The organism is Pedobacter alluvionis (assembly GCF_003664035.1).
Taxonomy (GTDB): Bacteria; Bacteroidota; Bacteroidia; order Sphingobacteriales; family Sphingobacteriaceae; genus Pedobacter; species Pedobacter alluvionis.
The window spans coordinates 430,072-448,915 of record NZ_RCCK01000012.1 but is presented as its reverse complement, the minus strand read 5'-3'; the positions used below and the strand labels follow the sequence as shown (position 1 = coordinate 448,915).

Here is an 18,844-nt window from a genome sequence, read left to right as displayed (position 1 = left end):
CCGTGGCAAAAAACACAATGGTTCGTGGAGACACGAACCACGGCGGATTAGCCCTGCTCTCCACTTTACTTGTTGCACTCGTGTTCGTTCCGATCAGGTTTAGTTGACAAGGACCGTGCTGCTATTTGGGTTTGGTAGCAAGTAGTCTAATCAATCACCAAATAACGTGTTATCCTTTACGAAGGTATTTTGTTAAAATTACAATGGTTTGTCCTTCAACCTTACCTTCAATTTGTTCGGTATTATCATGTACCAATCGGATGTTTTTAACAACAGTACCCAGTTTAGCGCTCAAAGTTGAGCCCTTAACATCCAGTGTTTTAACCAAAACCACGGTATCGCCTTCAAATAATCGCGTTCCGTTGCTGTCCTGATGAAATTCTACTGTTCCGTCTTGCTCATGGTCGCCGGTTTTTTTTGCCCACTCCAAAGTTTCATCTTCCAGGTATAAAATATCCAGACTATCTGCTGCCCAGCCTTCATTTCTTAATCTGCTCAACATCCTCCAGGCAACAACCTGTACCGGGGCAAATTCCGACCACATGGTTTCTGTTAATATTTTCCAATGGTTTGGTGCCAGCTGTTCTGTTTTTTCAATCTGGTCTAAACAGTTTTTACAAACTAAAATACTGTTATCACTATTGGCATTGCTGGTTGGCGGCACTTCGTACACTGATAAATTGGTTTCAGCGGTGCATAATTCGCATTTATTGCCCGAACGGGTCTGTAATTCTTGTGCTAAAGACATCTTGATACTGGATTTTTGGCGAAAGTAATAAAACTAATTGGAATGAGCAGGTATTGTGATATATACAATATTGTAGAGTCTTTGGTTTTTATAATTTAAAGACTATGTTTTATAGAAAGGAATGTTTGCTGATGATTTGGAAAGCAGGTTGTTTTTTTATCGATTTCAGTAGCCCTGCTCTTCACTTTACTCGTTGCACTCGTGTTCGTTCCGATCAGGTTTATTTAATTATGGCCGTGCTGCTATTTAAGGTTGAATAGCGAGTGTGCATTTATCAGATGAGTTTTTCCGCGTGCTCCAAGCTTCCGTGGCAAAAAAAAGGCTGGGAGATATGAGACATGGGTGAGAAATAATGTTCTGATCATTTGGAAAGCAGGTTCCTGTTTTTATCGGTTTCAGTAGTCCTGCTCTTCACTTTACTCGTTGCACTCGTGTTCGTTCCGATAAGGTTTATGTAGTTAGGAGAGTGCTGTTATTTAAGATTTAATAGCGAGTGTGCATTTGTCAGATGGGTTTTCCGTGCGCTCCTAGCTTCCGTGGCAAAAATACAATGGTTCGTGGAGACACGAACCAAGGCGAGGGTTTAATAGCGAGTGTGCATTTATCAGATGGGTTTTTCCGTGCGCTCCGAGCTTCCATGGTAAAAATATAATGGTTCTTGCAGACACGAACCAGGGCGAGGGCAAGGAGAAAGCAGGTTCCTAATCCCAAGGTTGGTGACTCATTAACCTCATGTATATTATTTGGCTTGGCTGGTGGGCTACCAGCCAAGGATAGTAGTTAATAAACTATTTAATCGGCAAATGTATCTCAGCCAGCATACACCTCGCGCTACCACCACCGTTTTTTTCAATCGTGTAAAGTGGTGCGTAAATAATCCTGCTATATTGTTCAAGTGAAGCAATCTGCTCAGCAGTTAAGGATAGATACGCCTGTTCGGACATCACCAATAAACTTTCGTTTTCTGCATTAGTGACCTGTAACATATTGCCTGCAAATTTGTTCATCTGTTCCAGACTGATTTCAATGATTTCTTTTCCAGCGCCTTTTAAACTGATGGTAACGTTTAACTTTTCTTCAGGATCTTTTATTGAATCCAGACAGATTACCGCAAAACGATCGCCAATGCACATCATCACATTGGTATGGTAAATCGGAAAATTTGATCCATCTACCGCCTGGAAGGCAACTGGCTCGTATCCGGTGAGCATGCAAAAATTGTTTAGCACTTCTTCGTCTGTACGCACACTTAAGCAGGCGTATGCAATTTTATTGGTTCGGTCAAGTACCATGCTTCCAGTACCCTCTAAAAACGCATGTTGTTGTTCGTAAAAGCTTAAATCGCTGATGTGGTTAACTTCAAAATGGTCTTTCAATCCTTCTAATATTTCATTTCTGCGCTCTAACCTCCGGTTTTCAGAAAACATAGGATAAAGATATACTGAGCCATCTTCGTGGAAAGAAACCCAGTTGTTCGGAAAAATAGAATCAGGTGTTTCAGGCTCCAAAGTGTCATCTATAACGGTAATATCAACACCGTTTTGCTGCAATAAGGCAACAAAAGCATCAAACTCTTTTAGCGCAGCTGTGTGTACATCGCTTTCGGTAGAAGCAACCTGGAACTTATTGTTTCCTGCCGTTTGCTCGTTGAATTTAAAATCAACAGGGCGGATCATTAAAATGTGATTGGTCGTCTGCATTTTCTTTTTCTTTTGCGTCCTCCTGAATTTATTTCAGAATCTACTTGATTAAGATGCTGAAATAAATTCAGCATGACGTTTTTTACAAATTATCCCTAAGTATCGGTAAACTCATACAATGGAAACCACCACGGGCACGTGATAATTCTGCCGAAGGCATTAAAATCAAGGTATCGGTTATGGTTTCAGCATTTACTTTACCGTTTTCTAAATCCTGGATCAAATCTTTCACATCCACTACATCAAAACCAGCAGCTTTAAAGGCTTCAACAGTTTTATCGTTTCTATCGTAACCTAAAACCACACCTTCTTCAATCGCTAAAAGGTTACATGAATCCGTCCATTGTTCTCTCGAATCGTAAGGGAACTGGTTATTTCCGCTGTAGATAATCTGAGTGGGTTCAGTGCTTTTTAAGTCGTTTTGGCTAATGTCGTTTAATAAAGCTTCTACATGTTCGAAATGTTTAGGTTCTTGTGGATTGGCTTTTGTAAACTGGATAGCAGTGGTGGCCTCTAATTTTTCTGGTTCCTTTAAAAAGTTGATCGGCTCGTAAGGATTATATTTTGGTGAATGGGCAATGGAATTCAAAATTACCCAAGTATTGCGTTTAACCTGTGTAAAAACAGTATCCAGGTGCATATAATCGCGTTTGCTTGGTATTTTTACCACGGTAACTTTTTCTACCACATCCTGATCAAACAATAGTTTAATCGCTTCGTTGGCACCATGTTCAGAGGTTCTTTCGCTACAGCCAATTAATACATGGTTAGGGCTTACCATCATCACGTCGCCACCTTCTAAAGTGGTGCTGAAAGCAGGTTCATCGCCCGGGCGTAAAAAGTGCATGGTCACATCCGGAATTTCGAGAATATTATTGCGGTAACCTTCAAACAAAGGGTGGTTGAAGAAAATATAACGCATTAAAAGTGTTTCGCGCACACGGGCTTTTTTTGCCGGTTTGTTTAACAGGATGTAGTTGTTAATGGTTATACCCACATCCCTGGTGAAGATTAAATTGGGGATGGGTGCAAAAATCATCGTATCGTTGGTCAATGTTCCGGAGATCAAAATCTCTGCCAATTGTTTCGGATCGGTATTCGTTAATTCCAATTGAACTTTATAAGTACAACCTTCAATTGCACAAACAGCGGCAACCAGTTTTTTACGGATGGATTCGTCCTCCAGCATTTCACTTAACAGGTTCTGAATCTCAATTACAGACTTTGAATTGTGAAAATCAGTGTGGTTAGGTTTATAATAATTACGGTTGGATGCTTCTGAATCTATTTCAGCCAGTTTTCCTTTAATCTTATCAGGATCAAGAAAATACATCAACAGTTTAATATAATAATCGTATTCGCCTTTACGGATGGTATCTAAATGGACAATATCTTCGAAAAGCCAATCTTGTGCCTTTGAGGGTACTACTTTACCTAATCCACTATCAGGACTATGTATTAATAATTTACGCAATCTGCCGATTTCGGTGGTTACGCTCACTTTAAAATTGGGGTTCTGCTCGCTCATAAAAAAGTTAGTTATTGCAAATCTATCAGAAAAATTCAGATATGAGAATTGAGATGATAGATTTGAGATAGACTGATGCTTAAAAAGGTTTATTTATTGCACAGAACCGATATCCCTAAACTATTGGAATTTTTTAGCGTCAGAAAGTCCAATGTCCGAAAGTCGGAAGATATAGTTTGAAAGTACATGGTCCAAAATTTTGAAGACTAATAAGTTTTATGTTATAGGCATCCTGTCTTCCGACCTCGGATCTCTGGCTTTTTTATTGCACAGAACCAGCTAAATAAACCTTATTGAAGCGGCAGCTCCCGATTCCTTCAATCGGGACTATAGCGGAAAGAAGGACTATCGGTACCGACTGGCACTACTTAGCTTTCCAAACCCTTTAAAAACGATGAAAATTGAAATTTAGGCTAAAAAAATCTTCAGACTTCGGTCTCCCGACTTCGGACTTTTTTCTCTATTTTTGACGCATGAATTTTATTATTGCCGAAACACAGAAAGCCATTTTTGAACTTTATAAGGAAGAAGTAGCCGAAAGTGTAATCAACATACAAGAAACCCGTAAAGAATTTGAAGGACAGGCAACAATCGTTGTTTTTCCAATCACCAAAATTTCAAAAAAATCGCCAGAACAAACGGCCACTGAAATTGGAGAATATTTGGTTGCTAACGTAGCTGATATTACTAAATTTAATGTAGTTAAGGGGTTTTTAAACTTAAGCATTGCTGAAAGTTATTTCTTAAAACAATTTAACGAAGAAATTTTATCGCCTGATTTTGGCGTATATGCACCGAATGGTAAAAAGGTAATGGTAGAATATTCATCGCCAAATACCAATAAACCGCTTCACCTGGGGCATGTGCGTAATAACTTGTTAGGTTACTCGGTTTCTGAGTTGCTTAAAGCTTACGGTTACGATGTGGTGAAGGTAAACCTGGTTAACGACCGTGGGATACACATCTGTAAATCGATGCTGGCCTGGCAAAAGTGGGGCAATGGCGAAACACCTGAAAGTACAGGCGAAAAGGGCGATCACCTGGTTGGAAAATACTATGTAATTTTCGATAAAGAGTATAAAAAAGAGATTGATACTTTAAAAGCGGAAGGACAAACAGAAGAAGAAGCCAAGAAAAATGCACCATTAATTAAGGAAGCGCAACAAATGCTGTTGAAATGGGAGCAAGGGGATGAAGAGGTAGTTTCGCTATGGAAAACCATGAACGAGTGGGTTTATGCTGGTTTTAATGTAACGTATAAAAACCTTGGGGTAGATTTTGATAAATTTTATTACGAAAGCAATACTTACCTGTTAGGAAAAGGTACGGTTGATGAAGGTTTGGCCAAAGGCGTTTTCTTTAAAAAAGAAGATGGTTCGGTGTGGATCGATTTAACTGCAGATGGTTTAGATCAGAAACTGGTTTTGCGTGCGGATGGAACTTCAGTTTACATTACGCAGGATTTAGGTACTGCCGAAATGAAACACGATGATTTCAATATGGATGAGTCGATTTATGTGGTCGGAAACGAGCAGGATTACCATTTCAAAGTGTTATTCCTGATTTTAGAAAAACTAGGCAAAAGCTGGGCAAAAGGTTTATATCACTTATCTTACGGAATGGTCGATTTGCCAAATGGCAAAATGAAAAGTCGTGAGGGAACCGTTGTAGATGCAGATGAGCTGATTGAAAGTATGGTAACCACCGCCCGCGAAAAAACAGAAGAATTGGGTAAAACCAACGATTTTAGTGAAGCAGATAAAGAAGAACTATATAAAAACATAGGTTTAGGTGCCTTGAAATATTTCCTTTTAAAGGTTGAACCTAAGAAACGTTTATTGTTTAATCCGGCTGAGAGTATCGATTTTCAGGGGAATACAGGGCCGTTTATTCAGTATACGCATGCGCGGATTAAATCGCTGTTGAGTAAGTCTGATTATAAGTTTGGTGTTGGGAGTTTGGCGTTTAGCGGGATAAGCGATGTGGAATTGGAAATGATTCTGCAACTGGCAAAATATCCTGCGGAGATTGCCATTGCGGCTAAAGCTTATAGTCCGGCGAGTTTGGCTAACTATTTATATGAACTGGCTAAACTGTTTAACAAATTTTACCATGAGGTACCGCCAATTGTAAAAACAGAAGAAGGTGAAGCGAAACGGTTCCGTTTAAACTTGAGCAAAAAAACTGCTGATATCATTCATGCCGGAATGTTGATTTTGGGAATTACTTCGCCAGAGCGGATGTAAAGCATGGAAGAGGTAAGATGGAAAATGGATGATGTGAGATGGAAAACATATACTGCGAATCCCTTTAATTATTATGCAAAAATAGGGAGTCGTAGTATCATTTAGAGCCTGTTTAAAATTAAATAAAATTTATTTCATATGTCAGTCTGAGCGTAGTCGAAGACCATTTCAACACATTAATAAAGCAATCGTCTACGCTCTTGTGACAGCAAAAAGTCATTTATATTTGTTATAAAAATTTAAACAGGCTCTTAATATATAGTAATTATCCCTGCCCTTTGTTCTGTCTTTACGGATGAAAGGGCAGGGGTGATCAATTATTTTGCTTTAGCCGATTCTGGCAGCAGTATCAATCTGATATAATTCTTGCCGGTCAGGTATTTATCTGCAATATCTTTTACCTCTTTTGCAGTCATTCCTTTGATGATCTGGTTATAGTCGCTGATCTGGTCCAGCGGCTCTCCATTGCTGAGTTGTCCAGTCAGGTAATCCAGCCAGAAATTATTGGTTTTCATCGTGGTTTGCATCGTATGTAGGTCTTCGGCCTTAAACTTTTCAATGTTTTCCGGTGCCGGGCCAACTTTCTTCAACTTTTCAACCTCATCCACCGCAGAGGCAATCATCCTTTCTACATTTGCTGGTGAACAACCGAAATAGATAGATATACCATATCTGCCATCAGGCAATTTACGGGTACTTACTTCCGCAGCGGGAGAATAAACCCCACTTTCTTCCTCCCGCAATCTTTCCAATAAACGGATTTCCAAAGCTTCTTTTAGTGCCTGCATCTTCAGGGTACTCGCGTAATAATAATCAAACTTTCCAGAAAAAATCAGGTAAACCATAGCCTTATCTTCCTTACCAGCATATACTGTTTTGGATATCAAGCCTTCAGGGACATGGATGTCCAGATTTTTTGCTGTCTCTATGTTTCCGTTTGCAGGAAGGGAAGCGATGTATTTTTCCAGGTAAGGCTTTAGTTTTGCCTCGTCTATATTTCCTACAAGGACAAATTTCATCCCCGTTACATTGGCGAATCTCTCCTTATATATCGAATATGCGCGATCAAGGTTGATCTGTGCAATCTTCTCCAGGTTAGCAGGCGTACGGCGGACATTGTAGTTCCCCAAAACTGTAGTCATTGTATCACTGAAAACCGATTCAGGATCATCGTCTTTGTTCACCAGGGCCGCTTTTGCATTGGAGATAATCCCTTTGAAAATTTGCTCATCTTTACGCGGTTCTGTAGCGTAGGCATACAGCAAACTAAAGGCACTGTCCATATCTTTGGCATTTGTACTCCCAATAAAGCCTTGTGTACGCTCATCTATAAAAGGAAAAACCGATACCTGTTTACCTGAGAGATATTTTTCCAGCTGACTGGCATTGTAATTTCCTACACCTGCTGAAGAGAAAATATTTGCGGCATTAGCTGCACTTTCATAGTCTGCATCACTGTATAAGGATGTTCCTCCATTTGTAAAAGCCTGGAAAACAATCTCGTCATTTTTGAAGTTCGTTTTCTTCAGGATCACATTTACCCCATTGCTGAGGGTAAGGAAAGTAAGTCCGGTTTTGGCATCTTTCTCCTCCTTCACAATTTTTCCGGGTACCGGCATAAGAGCCAGTAAGGGCAACGTACTTACATCGTCTTTGAAAGCATCCATCTTTTCGGCATTGACTTCCCTTATCCAGGCTAAAACAGCAGACTCGGCCGGTAAAGTTGCCTTATCCTTTTCGGGTGCGGTTACGATGATATCCCTGTCGGTTTCCCTGATGTATTCTTTGGCTAACGCATTTACCTCCGCAAGCGTAATTGTAGGAATAAACCGGTTTACCATTTCATTTTGTTTGCTTAATCCAGGAGTGGCCCCGCCATAAAGGAAATGGTTCAGATAAGCATTTACATAGGTATCGGAAGTCATTTTATCCTTTTCCTGCATCATCGCTTCCATGTCATTTAGATACTCCCTTTTGGAACGCTCCAGCTCTGTTTTAGAAAAGCCCAGCCGTTGCAGTCTGGCCATTTCCCTCCACACTGCTTTAAATCCACTCTCCACTTCTCCGGGCCTGCAGCTAACATAAAGTTTAAATGCTTCCAGTCCTGGCATAACCTGACGAATTGCGGCACCACCTTCTAAAAACGGAGGATTGGCCTGCCGTGATAATTCCATGTAACGCCTGCTCAGCATTCCGTTGAACAAATTTCTCAGCAGTGAAGCACGGTAATCATTCTCTGTATAAATTTTCTGCTCTTTATGCTTGGAATTAACTTCTATAACCGTATTGGTCAATTCTTTATCCGTTACAGCAAGAAACTGGTTTTTTCCTGTTAAGGAAGAACTATACTTTACCCTTGGTTTTTCATTTGCCGGGTTTTTCAGATCAGCAAACTTTTGCCTGATCAGTTGTTCCATTTTTGCCACGTCGATATCACCTACAATAATAAGGGCCTGCAGGTTCGGACGGTACCAGTTATGGTAATAATTGCGGATCACGTCTGGTTTAAAATGAAGGATTACATCAGCTTTACCAATAGGCAAACGTGAGGCATAACGCGAGTTATTTACCATCACCGGAAGGGTTTGTCTTAGTATGCGATCTTCAGCGCCCTTACCCAACCTTTCTTCTTCCATAATCACACCGCGTTCCTTTTCAATCTCGGCAGTCTCAAGTGATAGTCCTTGTGCCCAATCGCGCATAATCTGCAGTCCGTTTTTCATCACTGCAGGGTCATCTGTGGGCAGCGGTAACTGATAAACTGTTTCATCAAAACTGGTGTAAGCATTTAAATCGGCACCAAACCTTACGCCGGCTTTCTGGAGATAATTGATCAGCTCACTTTTAGGGAAGTGCTCCGTTCCGTTGAAACTCATATGTTCCAGGAAGTGTGAAAGTCCCTGCTCTTCATCAGTCTCCAGGATAGATCCTACCTTATTGGCAAGATACATCACTACCCGGTGTTCAGGCTCATTGTTATGGCGGATATAATAGGTAAAACCATTAGCCAACTTCCCGGTACGCACCGAGGGATCCAGCGGAATCAGTTTTGTACCCGGCTGAACAGTATGGTGAACGGCAACAGTGGATTTAGCAGGCTTGTGTTGTGCTCCTGCAAGCAAAGGCAGGCAATTGCCTGCGATAAGTAGGGCTATATTAATTTTGTAGATTTTCATGTGGGTAATAAAATTTATAATGCTGGTTGTCATCAGCTATAACGCGCTGTGCCATGAGCTGTGATCGGCCTGATTTAGTGGGGCAGCACTTCTGCCAGTTTACGCTCCAGTGCTGCTCCCCGTAGGTTTTTTGCGATAATCTTGCCGTTCGGGTCAACCAGGAAATTAGAAGGGATGGCCGAAACATCAAACAGTTTACCGACTTTGGAGCCAACATCCTGTAGATTTGGCCAGGATAATTTATCCTCACGCAAGGCTTTCATCCAGGAGCCTTTATCAAAATCTGAAGAGATGCCCAGTACATTAAAATTTCGTGCAGCAAATTTTTGATAGGCAGCAACCACCGTAGGATTCTCCTGCCTGCAAGGCACGCACCAGCTTGCCCAAAAATCTACAAGGACATACTTCCCTCGGTAGGAAGATAGATTGACTAACTTTCCCGTAGAGTCTGGCAGGGAAAATTCTGGTGCCATCATTCCAACACTTACTTTCTGTGCACGTTTAAGGTCTGCAGTCAGTTTCATCCCAAGTGAAGTCAGTTTCAAAGGGGCCTTAATTTGTTTAAACAAGCCCATGGTTTTTTCAAAAGGCATGCCGTGCCTGAAAGACTCTGATAAAAGATAAAGGCTGAAATAATTGGACGGATGGCGTGCAATATACAAGCTGTCCGTGGTGGTTTTCAAATTATCCAGCGAATCTGATGTCTTTTCTATTGCCTTCATCTGCTGTTTGAGCTTTTCCTTGTTTTGTGTGCTGTCGCCCATCAGATCCTCAATGTTGAAATAAGCAGACCTTACATCACTCAAAGCCAATGTAAGCGCCGCTGTTTTACTTTCATAAGCTGCCTTTTCTATATTCAAAGGAGAACCTGAAAATACGGCCTGTGAAATATCCTCCAACGAAAAAGAGACGTTCAAAACCCCTTTTTCAATAAACAATTGATAGGACGGGCGTACAGCTTCCTGCTTCTTTCCTTTAGCGGCCAGGGAATAAGAAAGGATTGACCATACCGGATCCTTTACGTTCCCGTGGAAACTGAAGGTCCCGCTTTTCACCAGGGCAGAATCCTGTTGCATATCATCGCCTATATAACGTTCAAGATATACAGTCATTTTATCAGCGGGTTTCATGCCGGTTATTTTTCCCTTTAATGTATAATTCGGAGCTTTCTTCTGCGCAAAGGACACAGTGCTGCCTGTGATCAGCAACAGAGAAAGTATAAATTGGATCGATCTGTGATAATACATGCTCATTCTTATAGATTTAGTTGTAACCTGGGTTTTGTGTAAGTTTTGGATTATTTTGTATTTCTACCCTTGGCACCGGGTATAGGGCAGCGGTAGACTTCCAGTAGGTGGGTTTATTTTCTGACATTACCTGGTCAAGGTGTCCAAGTCTGCGCAGGTTAAACCAGCGATCACTCCATTCAAAACACAACTCCACTCTTCTTTCCTGTTCCACAGCATCAAGAATCGAACTTTCGGTTTGTCCATCATCCAGATTTTCAAGCCCCGCACGGTTACGGATGGTATTCACATCCTGAACGGCAGCATCAAGTTGGCCAAGTTTAGCTAAGGCTTCTGCACGAATCAGGTACTGCTCCGCAAGTCTGAAAACTACCGTATATTCCTTATATTCTGAATTTTCAACGTCTAATCTATATTTGTAGATCCGGTAACCGCCGGTTTCCTCATTAATATAATTCCATCTGCGTTTATCGCCGTCTTCAAAAGCATCAATAAGACTATTGCTACCTTCATCCGCAACGGCAACATAAGCACCATCACCCAGGGTTTGCCCCGCTAAACCATATCCAATTTCATTCCACATTTGAAAGATAGATTCCTTATTATCGCTGTGAAAAATATCCATCTCCGCATCATCAGCACTGGTTCCTTCCATCACACCAAGGCTATACTGAGTACGATTTTCGATAATTTCGGAAGCTTTAAGACTGGCATTCTTCCAGTCACCGGTATATAAATATACTCTCGACAGCAATGCTTTAACCACCCATTTATTTGCCCTTACACGACCAGCGGTAGGATATTGATCACCAAGATAACTCTCGGCTTTTAGCAGGTCTTCCAGTATTTGTGCGTATACTTTAGCGACTGGTGTCCGGGGAAAATTCTTAGTTTCTTTATAAGCTGTGCTGGTTACCAATGGCACATCGCCAAAAAAATTGACGAGATAGAAATAACAAAAAGCACGCATAAATAATGCCTCACCGGTAGCTTTTTGTTTCCCTGAAGTAGTCATGCCTTTCGAGGTTGCGACACCTTCTATGATCGAATTTGCGGTATAGATTACGCTGTAATAATCTGACCAATAAATTTTGGTAGAGGAGTTGACAGGATCTAAACGGTTATTGTACCTATTCAGGAAGTCATCGTCTAATGATGCTCCTGGCTTCAATTCATCAGAAGAAAGCCCTCCGGCCACAGGGATATCAAATAAATTACTGTTACTTGCCCATTGAGCATACATACCAACCACTACACTATCTGCAGATTTATCATTGGCATATACTTGTTCGGTAGTTCTGATGAACTCAGGCTTTACTTCTAATATTTTTTTACACGATGTGCTAACAACAGTCAGCATCAGCAGGAAAGCTATGCGGTATATCAAATTTTTCATTGTATAATTTTAAAAAGTTGTTTTTAGACCAAAAGTAAACGACCGAAGGGTAGGCATACTTACACCTGTTTCTGGATCAAAGCCAGGATAGTTGGTCAGCGTAAACAGGTTATTTCCCATCGCGTATACACGCAAATTTTTCATCCCCAATTTTCCGGCTTGTTTTTCTGAGAAGTTATATCCCAGGGAAACATTTGAAAGCCTGATGTAAGAATTATTAAAGGCAGTAGCCAAACTTGAATTATACGTGTATATCAGGGCACCATCTGTGGTATAAGCGATGCGGCTACCCGGATTTTGCGGACTTTTCCATCTGTCGAGTACTTCTACGGGTTGGTTATCCAAAGTAGCACCAGGGCTCAAATTCAGGGTACTATTTCGGCCGCTCTTTTTAAAACTTAGGAAGATATCCAGATCAAATCTCTTATAAGAGAAATTATTAGTAAAACCTCCATAAAATGTTGGCAAAAGATTACTTAAAGGAACAAAATCATTTGGATATTCTATAGTGCCATTTCCATCCACATCCCTGAATACAGGTTTACCGGTTTTAGGATCTATTTTCTGAAAGTCGAATCCCCAGAACAATGATAAGGATTTGCCGATGGCATATAGATCCTTATATGAGGAATTTTCCAGGTCAGGGAACGATAGCAATTTGTTTCTTCCAACGCTTAAATTAAAGCTTGAGGTCCAGCTAAAATCTTTGTGTTTAATCTGCGAAGTGTTCAACATAAATTCCCATCCGCTATTCTGGATCTTTGCATCCATATTCTGATTTACGTCGCCCACTCCAACCTGTGAAGCCAAAGGATACGCTACCAGCTGGTTACCTGAACGGTTCCGATAATAATTTACGGTAAGCATCACCGCATCGTTTAGGAAACCAAGCTCTATTGCGGCTTCGAGTTTTTTATTTTCTTCCCATTGATAATCACTGTTGAAAAGGTTTTTAGGGAAAAGTCCGGTTCCCTGATATTTGTTGAAGGTTTTTTCGTAGTTCACGAAATAACTGTAATCCCCAATATTATCATTACCGCTCAATCCGTAACTTGCCCTCAGTTTACCCATGCTTAAGAAGGGCATTGCTGATTTCATCCATTGGCGTTCTGTAAAAATCCAGGCTGCACCGAGCGACCAGAAATCGCCAAACTGTTTACCGGGTGCGAAACGAGAGGAACCATCACGTCTTAATGTGGCATTCACAAAAAGTTCATTCTGGTATTCATACCCTATACGGGTAAAAGCAGAGAGAAAACGATACTGGCTTGCCAGTTGTGTAGTGTCGGATCTTTGGGCGGCTGAGACATTGCCCAACAAAGCATCATCCGTAAAGCCATAAGCATTTAAGGCATAATTTGAAGATCTGTTATCAATATAGGTGCCACCAAGTAAGGCGCGGAAAGTGCTGTTTCCACGGTGAAGCACATAATCTGCCTGGGGTTCAAAGGTGAATGAGTTGTTTCTGTTATTTGCGTAATAGGTGTAGCCTTGGGGATTAGAAGATTTAGGGTCTTGTGCAGCGATAGGCGTCAACATCATTTGCCTGATCCGCAAATCAGTATAACCTACGCTGGCTTTCAGCGTCAGGTCAGGCAATACTTTGTAACTTCCCACAAAATTGGTGATGGCACTTTTAGATTTGCTTTCCATCTTGCTTAATGAAGTGGCAATCGGATTAGGTACTGCCCAGTTTAAAGAACCATCCTCATTATATAACGAATAATTGGGTGGCAGAGCGTAAAAAGCAACAGGATCGAGGGCGATAGCCGTATTCCTATCACCTGAATAGCTAAGGGTCAAAGCAAGATTCAATTTATTATTCTTTGAATTGTGATCGGCATTGAACCTGACATTTCCGCTTTTTAGTCCATCCTTAGTATTGTATACCGTTTTCTCATTTCTATATCCTCCACCCAGCATAAAACGGGTCTGATTACTTCCACCAGTAATATTCAACTCTGCATTTTGCGTTAACGCCGTTTTATCAAAAAACTCCTTTTGCCAATTGGTATATTTCGTTTGGCTCCACTTGGTTAAATCAGGGAATGCATCGTCGGTGATTTCTATCCCATCATTGATTGCAGCCTGTCTGCGCATGTCAAGATATTGTTCCGTATTCAGCATATCAATGTAGTGTGGGATTTTAGCAATAGATGCGTAAACGTCGGCGCCGATTTGTATCTGGCCCGCTTTACCTCTTTTTGTCGTGATCAGGATCACTCCATTGGCTCCTCTCGCGCCGTAGATCGCTGTCGCATCCGCATCTTTAAGGACCTCGATATTTGCAATTGAACTGGGATCTATACTTTTAAATGGACTTTCACTCGATCCATTAGTCAGTATGCCAATATTGGTTAAACTAGCAATAGAGCTTGAAGTAAAAGGAACGCCATCTACGATATAGAGCGGCATTCTGGCTTTTCCATCAAGATTCAATGTATTTATCCCCCTTATCTGCACACTCACTTGTGCGCCCGGCAAGCCACTGTTATTGGTAATCAACATGCCCGAGACCCTGCCCTGTAATGCAGCAATAGGATCTGAAGTGGGTGTTTTCTCCAATACAGCTGCGTCTATAGAAACTGTAGAGCCGGTATTTGTTCTTTGAGAAGTTTTTTGTCCATAAGCCAGCACCCGCACTTCATCCAGGACATTGGTGCTGGGCTTCAGTTCAATGTTGATTACCCCATCAACATCTGCCACATGTATTTTCTGTTGCTGATAACCAATGTAACTCACTACCAGTACATCTTCCTTTTCAAGTCCCTCAATAGAAAAACTACCATCATCTTTTGTCCGGCTCACCCGGTGTGTACGTTCTATCAGGATGGATACGCCCCCGAGTGGCCCCTGTTTTACTTTCACCACCCCGCTTACTGTTATTTTAGGGGTGAATAAGCTGATAATTTTTTCGGCTACAGACTTTTCTTTCCTGCTGATAATCACCGAATGCTCGTCAATCGCATAACTGAACGGGAGATTTTCCAGGCATTTATCCAGTACTTTTTCCAGCGGAGCGTTCCTGAAGCCTGCATCTATTTTTACCGTTTGAAAAAGCTGATCTGAAGAGGCTACGACATCGTAACCTGTCTGTTTTCTGATCGCTCCGAAAATTTCTTTGAGCGTACTGTTTTTCTGCACAAAAGTAACCTTTTGGGCGAATCCGGTGGCGCTCACCTGAAGCAACGTTGCTAAGAGTATAATAGTTGTTAACTTCATGATAAACAATATTTTATAAAAGCAGCGCAAAGGCTTGCATAAAATCTTATTATAATTTTTATACATTTGATATCTGTTAAAATTGAATTGATTCATTACCTGATAAGATTAGGTTTTAGCAAAACACGGCCAGGGATGTTCCACCATCCTTGGCTATTTTGTTTTTGAAAGATCAATATGCTAAAAACCCTTTTCGTCGGTTCCTTCCTAAGGATCGTGATGGCGGTTGTTCATGTTGGTTGGTTTGGTTGAGTGATTAGTTGATTAGTGATATTGTTAGCCTTTTAATGATCAACGAAAACCTTATTTCCGGTAATTTCGAATGATACATCTTTGGTCTTGGCCAGAAGGTTCAAGGTTTTAGAGAGCTGGTCGTACTTGGTTATACTACCAAGGAACTTCTTTTTCTTAATCTCCTGGTTTTTATAAATGATTTCCACATTGTACCATCGGGCAATTCTTGACAGAATATTTTCCAGGGGTTCATCATTGAACATAAAGTAGCCCTGTGTCCAGGCAACGGCCTCATCAGGGTTCACAGCTACGATCTGTTCTGTTGTGGCCGAGCGTATAAACTGCTGACTGGGCTTTAGTAACTGGTTGTTGATTTTTACGCTTCCTTCCAGGAGTGTAGTTTTAGAAAGATTATCATCGGGATAGGCCGAAATATTAAAGTGGGTACCCAATACTTCCACCGTTTGTCCTTTACTGGATACAAGAAATGGATGGACTTTATCTTTTGCTACCTCAAAATATGCTTCCCCTGTTAACTCTACTTTACGGTTGAGTGCCCCAAGGAAGGATGAAGGATATTTGATAGAAGAAGCCGCATTTAGGATCACTTTGGTTCCATCCGGCAAACGCACTTCATAATTTTGTCCGCGTAAAGTAGACAGGGTATTGATTTGATTGTTACTGGCTATACCCCGGTCAACTACTTCGTACACAATTTGCCCGTCGCTGGTTTTGCGGATAAGCACCCCTTGTTCTTTTGCCAATTCACCAGTACGGGCATCAGAAAGTATGATGATTTTCCCATCAGGGAGTGTAAGTGTCGCGTTATTTTTTCCTGGGCCAATATCTTTGGTATAAACTACCTGTTGCTGCTTCGGCTGCGTTTTTACTACATAAAAAATTGCAGTACCAACGGCGATACATAATGCTGCCGCAATGGATATTTTTTTCCATAGGGTGGGTCTTTGTATTTGTGGAGATGGCACCGTATTTTGTTTCTCAAAATCTTTTATGCCATTAACAGACAGCACTCTTCTCCAGATCTCATTGCGAAGCGGGCCATCTTCAATAAGTTTTTCGTCTTTTTTTTCAGAATTGGCCGAAAAAATATATAAATATTCAACAATTTCTTTCTCTTCTGGTGTACAAATTCCCAGTTGATACTTTTTAAGTAAATTATTGTGCTCATTCTGATGATTTTCCATCCTTTATTTGCGCTTACTGTGGCTAATTACAGTGATAACAACTAAAGAAGGTGTTGGTAGTAGATAGGATTAAAAAAAAGTTAAGAAAATATTAAATGAATCACCCATTTTACTTTTCAGGATGCGCAAAGCATTATTTATTTGCTTTTTTACGGTTTTATCAGAGATGTTTAATTGTTCGGCAATTTCTTTATGTGTTTTATGCTGTTTCCTGCTCAATTCAAACACTTCGCGCATTTTTGGTGGCAGGCTGTTTAATCCCTCTTCAATCACACGTTTAAGGTCCTGTTCCCGCACTCTGCTGTCAGGCATTTGCGAAGGGTGCTGAATAATATGCTCTACCTGTGCTAAATATTTAGCTTCTATCTTAAAATGTTTCAGGCGGTTTAAAATCCTGTTACGCGTAACTGCATAGAGGAAAGCTGCTAAATTGGGATAGGAGGGAAGGCTGTCAGATCTTGACCACAAGGCGGTGAACACTTCCTGGACCACATCTTTTGCTTCTTCTTCATCATTCAGCATGTGGTTGGCATGGCGAATAAGCAGCAGCCAGTAACGGTCGTAAATGATTTCGAAGGCCTCTTTATTTCCTGAATGGAAAGCATTTAAAAGATCGTCATCACTTTCAGGAGCGAATGCTGTCATATTCACAAATAAATGCTGTCATATTCAAAAGTAACAATAAATACCGTTTCAAGCAATAATTCTAATATCCATGGTGAATTTTAAAACCTAACAGACAGGATGCTACGCGAAATCACTATCAATTTATAAACGTCTTTCAAACTTCAATAAATGAATAGTTTTAATCGGACATCCGGATTTTGATAAGAATTTTTAAAATGGGAAAACAGGTGGCTTACCTTTTCAAATGCGATATTAAACGGTGCTTTTAGCTTAATAGTAGCGTTTCTGTAAATTGGTTTAGATTTAACCGGACAACAATTAACTTGTTTCAGAAGCTATCTACAATAGGATAAGATGGGAAATGTAAGATGGATGATGCGGAAACTGCTCAGCACCATCCATCTTACAACTCCTATTATTTATTAAATGAATTTAGTTCCAAATCTGGATTTTACCTCTGCTACAAACTCTTTAACCCTTTGCTCTTCGTTTCTTGGGCAAATCATGAGCATATTGTTGTTTTCAACCACGATGTAATCATGCAGTCCTTGTAGGATAACCAGTTTATCTTTTGGAACATTCACCATACAGTTCGATGAATCGAACATCAGAACCTGATCTGAAGGAATAACGGCATTACCCACATAATCTTTATCAGCCATTTCATAAATTGAGGCCCAGGTTCCTAAATCAGACCAGCCGAAATCAGACGGAAGCACATAAACATTTTCTGCTTTTTCCATAATTCCGAAATCTATCGAAATATTGGTGCATTGGAAATAAGCGTTATTTATAAATTCTTTTTCACCAGCTTTATTCAATTCAGACCTGCCAATATTAAATATTTCATACATGTCTGGGAGGTGTTTCTCGAAAGCATTTAGTATGGCCTTAGCCGACCAGATAAAGATCCCGGCATTCCACAAGAAATCGCCGCTCTGCAAAAATGATTTTGCCAGTTCTAAATTTGGCTTCTCGGTAAAGGTTTTAACTTTATGCAGATCGGTATCAGTATTGAGGACATAATCAGTGTGCTGAATATAACCATAACCTGTATCCGGGCGATTTGGTTTAATACCCAATGTGATCAAACAATCATTTTTTGATGCAGCTTCTAGAGATTGCTCAATAGATGCTATAAATCCATCAATATTCGCAATGGTATGATCTGATGGGGCAACCACAATAGTTGCATTCGGATTTAACTCGGCAATTTTTAAACTTCCATAAGCAACACAAGGGGCTGTATTTCTCATTAAAGGTTCCGCCAAAATCTGGTTATCTGATAATTGAGGTAATTGCTCTTTAATTAAATCTGCATAAATTTCGTTGGTAACGATAAATATATTTTCAGGAGGACAGATGTTTAGAAATCTTTCGTAAGTGCTTTGAATCAGGGTTTTTCCAACACCGAAAAAATCGATAAACTGTTTTGGATATTCTGTTCTACTTACTGGCCAAAAGCGACTTCCCACACCGCCAGCCATAATTAATGCATAATAATCTTTATTCATT

General features: G+C 40.5%; 11 protein-coding genes. 1 reads left to right on the top strand and 10 read right to left on the bottom strand.

Annotated features, from left to right (window positions below):
• Positions 1 to 169: 169 nt before the first annotated feature.
• The 3 genes from BCL90_RS15840 to BCL90_RS15830 form a co-directional block, all read right to left on the bottom strand.
• Positions 170 to 748 (bottom strand): PhnA domain-containing protein, encoded by a 579-nt coding sequence (locus BCL90_RS15840; protein WP_121284972.1) that lies wholly within the window; start codon positions 746 to 748, stop codon positions 170 to 172.
• Positions 749 to 1,536: 788 nt separating this feature from the next.
• Complete coding sequence (ctlX, locus tag BCL90_RS15835; RefSeq protein ID WP_121284971.1) at positions 1,537 to 2,448, bottom strand: citrulline utilization hydrolase CtlX; 912 nt, start codon at positions 2,446 to 2,448, stop codon at positions 1,537 to 1,539.
• Positions 2,449 to 2,530: 82 nt separating this feature from the next.
• Positions 2,531 to 3,976 carry an arginine deiminase family protein gene (locus tag BCL90_RS15830; RefSeq protein ID WP_121284970.1) on the bottom strand — a complete coding sequence of 482 codons (1,446 nt, stop codon included), beginning with the start codon at positions 3,974 to 3,976 and terminating at the stop codon, positions 2,531 to 2,533.
• Between the two features lie 473 nt (positions 3,977 to 4,449).
• On the opposite strand from BCL90_RS15830, the gene argS reads away from it, so the two are divergent.
• Entirely contained in the window at positions 4,450 to 6,222 is a 1,773-nt protein-coding gene (gene argS / locus BCL90_RS15825) for an arginine--tRNA ligase (RefSeq protein ID WP_121284969.1), read from the top strand.
• Between the two features lie 317 nt (positions 6,223 to 6,539).
• On the opposite strand, the gene BCL90_RS15820 is transcribed toward argS, so the two are convergent.
• From BCL90_RS15820 to BCL90_RS15790, 7 genes are all read right to left on the bottom strand, one after another.
• Positions 6,540 to 9,398: a M16 family metallopeptidase gene (locus BCL90_RS15820; protein WP_121284968.1), complete on the bottom strand. Its 2,859-nt coding sequence runs from the start codon at positions 9,396 to 9,398 to the stop codon at positions 6,540 to 6,542.
• A gap of 74 nt (positions 9,399 to 9,472) precedes the next feature.
• Positions 9,473 to 10,606: a TlpA disulfide reductase family protein gene (locus BCL90_RS15815; RefSeq protein ID WP_166792220.1), complete on the bottom strand. Its 1,134-nt coding sequence runs from the start codon at positions 10,604 to 10,606 to the stop codon at positions 9,473 to 9,475.
• Between the two features lie 55 nt (positions 10,607 to 10,661).
• Positions 10,662 to 12,041 carry a RagB/SusD family nutrient uptake outer membrane protein gene (locus BCL90_RS15810; protein WP_121284966.1) on the bottom strand — a complete coding sequence of 460 codons (1,380 nt, stop codon included), beginning with the start codon at positions 12,039 to 12,041 and terminating at the stop codon, positions 10,662 to 10,664.
• A 9-nt stretch (positions 12,042 to 12,050) separates the two neighbouring features.
• Positions 12,051 to 15,263, bottom strand: coding sequence for a SusC/RagA family TonB-linked outer membrane protein (locus BCL90_RS15805; RefSeq protein WP_166792219.1), 3,213 nt, complete (start codon positions 15,261 to 15,263; stop codon positions 12,051 to 12,053).
• A 284-nt stretch (positions 15,264 to 15,547) separates the two neighbouring features.
• Positions 15,548 to 16,702 carry a FecR family protein gene (locus BCL90_RS15800; protein WP_121284964.1) on the bottom strand — a complete coding sequence of 385 codons (1,155 nt, stop codon included), beginning with the start codon at positions 16,700 to 16,702 and terminating at the stop codon, positions 15,548 to 15,550.
• Between the two features lie 69 nt (positions 16,703 to 16,771).
• Complete coding sequence (locus BCL90_RS15795; RefSeq protein WP_121284963.1) at positions 16,772 to 17,347, bottom strand: RNA polymerase sigma factor; 576 nt, start codon at positions 17,345 to 17,347, stop codon at positions 16,772 to 16,774.
• A 404-nt stretch (positions 17,348 to 17,751) separates the two neighbouring features.
• Complete coding sequence (locus BCL90_RS15790; RefSeq protein ID WP_121284962.1) at positions 17,752 to 18,843, bottom strand: mannose-1-phosphate guanylyltransferase; 1,092 nt, start codon at positions 18,841 to 18,843, stop codon at positions 17,752 to 17,754.
• Position 18,844 lies beyond the last annotated feature (1 nt).

Bases quoted from the DNA above. Each gene is read 5' to 3' on its own strand.
- BCL90_RS15840 (WP_121284972.1), bottom strand. From the start codon at position 748: ATGTCTTTAGCACAAGAATTACAGACCCGTTCGGGCAATAAATGCGAA.
- ctlX (WP_121284971.1), bottom strand. From the start codon at position 2,448: ATGCAGACGACCAATCACATTTTAATGATCCGCCCTGTTGATTTTAAA.
- BCL90_RS15830 (WP_121284970.1), bottom strand. From the start codon at position 3,976: ATGAGCGAGCAGAACCCCAATTTTAAAGTGAGCGTAACCACCGAAATC.
- argS (WP_121284969.1), top strand. From the start codon at position 4,450: ATGAATTTTATTATTGCCGAAACACAGAAAGCCATTTTTGAACTTTAT.
- BCL90_RS15820 (WP_121284968.1), bottom strand. From the start codon at position 9,398: ATGAAAATCTACAAAATTAATATAGCCCTACTTATCGCAGGCAATTGC.
- BCL90_RS15810 (WP_121284966.1), bottom strand. From the start codon at position 12,041: ATGAAAAATTTGATATACCGCATAGCTTTCCTGCTGATGCTGACTGTT.
- BCL90_RS15805 (WP_166792219.1), bottom strand. From the start codon at position 15,263: ATGAAGTTAACAACTATTATACTCTTAGCAACGTTGCTTCAGGTGAGC.
- BCL90_RS15800 (WP_121284964.1), bottom strand. From the start codon at position 16,702: ATGGAAAATCATCAGAATGAGCACAATAATTTACTTAAAAAGTATCAA.
- BCL90_RS15795 (WP_121284963.1), bottom strand. From the start codon at position 17,347: ATGACAGCATTCGCTCCTGAAAGTGATGACGATCTTTTAAATGCTTTC.
- BCL90_RS15790 (WP_121284962.1), bottom strand. From the start codon at position 18,843: ATGAATAAAGATTATTATGCATTAATTATGGCTGGCGGTGTGGGAAGT.